3 protein-coding genes are annotated in these 1493 nt (G+C 39.7%); all 3 read right to left on the bottom strand.

The genetic code is table 11. From position 1 onward, the window contains the following. Nucleotides 1–213 (bottom strand): hypothetical protein (locus KEM10_RS23700; protein ID WP_212220840.1); only part of this gene is annotated, 213 nt, incomplete at its 3' end. A gap of 119 nt (nucleotides 214–332) precedes the next feature. After that, nucleotides 333–1199 carry a hypothetical protein gene (locus tag KEM10_RS23695; protein ID WP_212220837.1) on the bottom strand — a complete coding sequence of 289 codons (867 nt, stop codon included), beginning with the start codon at nucleotides 1197–1199 and terminating at the stop codon, nucleotides 333–335. Between the two features lie 34 nt (nucleotides 1200–1233). Next, the coding region (locus KEM10_RS23690; protein ID WP_212220835.1) for a hypothetical protein at nucleotides 1234–1493 on the bottom strand (260 nt) is incomplete at its 5' end.

Here is a 1493-nt window from a genome sequence, read left to right as displayed (position 1 = left end):
CACTTTCTCCTGCATTGTTCCTTTAGCACCTTCTTCATTGGCTACATACAGGACTTTATATCCGTGTTGCTTTACCAATTCATCTGCAAACATCAGGGCAACCGTACTTTTGCCATGAAAGCGTGAGCCGTAAATCATTATATAGAATGGGATATACAGCTTGCCTAATAGCTTGCCGAACTTTCCCCTGATGGAGATGGTCTTAAAATTCATCTTGGCAAGGTCGTTTGCCAAAACAATCTGGTCGGATGCGATGACAGCGGTTCTTGTGGTGTCGGGATTGAATGCCCTGTTTTGAAAGCCACTACTTTTGGGCATGGAAGTAGTGGCATTTACTTTCCCAATCCGGTAATGCCTTGTAATCCTTTTAACTGAACATTAGTAACAAGCAGTTTGTCACTCTCCAGATAATCATGCAAATGCTTTTGGACGTTTTTCACCTGTTCAAATTCCTTGTCGGATTTATCAACCTTACCATTTTTCAATGAGTTGGTAACTGTGGTAAGTAAGCGTTGGGCTTTTGCCTTTGTGATATTGCCATACAGATTGATGAAACGCTTAATCAATGCAACTGCCGGAGTAACACCGTAGTCATCCACTATCTTTTTCAGCTTCGTGTATAACGAATCCGGAACTTCAAACTTGCAAGTACCATTCATATCCTTGTAAGTCTTGATAAGGTCATTGCTTATGCTTTTAATTTCAGAGGCGTACTTACTTGTTTTACGAATAGTCTTTTCGGTAGCAGCCTTTTGAATCACCTTATATAAAAGCGATACCTGACGTTCGGTTACTTTCTTATAATGGAAGTTCAGATAACGCCTGATTACCTTAATCTCCAATGGCATCAAATCAACCTCGATGGGTTTTCGTTGTGCTTTTTTGGGTGCTGCCGTTTTCTTTGTGGCAGTCCGTTTTGGTGCTGCTTTCTTGGTCACATTTTTTGTCGATTTTTGTGACGAGGTAGTCTTCTTCTTCGCTGGTGTTTTCTTAGGTGTAGGGCTTTTCTTTTCCGAATCTTTTAGGTAAGGTTCAACGATTTTGAAATGATTATCCAACATCTCTTTAATGTCTTTATCCTCATTGTAGAAATCGGCAAATGAATCAAACTCTTTATGTGCTTCCTGTGCTGCTTCCGGCAACTTTTTGAATTCAATATTTTTGGTGGCTTCCTTGTAATTTTTGATTGTTAATTTCATACTATCTGATATTAAGTTTTTAGTACACTATTTATTATTCGCTGCCCTTCGCAAGGGCTTGTTTCTGTTTAATGCGAATTGCTTTAGCCCTGATTTTGGCAAGTTTCAGTTTGCGTTCTTTGCCAACTATCACACCTTTGTTCACGCTGCCTTTTTCGGTCAGGTCGATGTATTCATCGGCTCGTTTATCGGTAAATGGCTCAAATGATTTAATGGATAAATGCTCCTTGATGGCATAAATCAGGTTATCAAAGCACTTGTTGATGTAAATGCGTTCCTGACCTTGCGGATAAA

Source organism: Carboxylicivirga linearis (assembly GCF_018271995.1).
Lineage (GTDB): Bacteria > Bacteroidota > Bacteroidia > Bacteroidales > Marinilabiliaceae > Carboxylicivirga > Carboxylicivirga linearis.
This window is presented reverse-complemented; position numbering and strand designations above follow the sequence as displayed.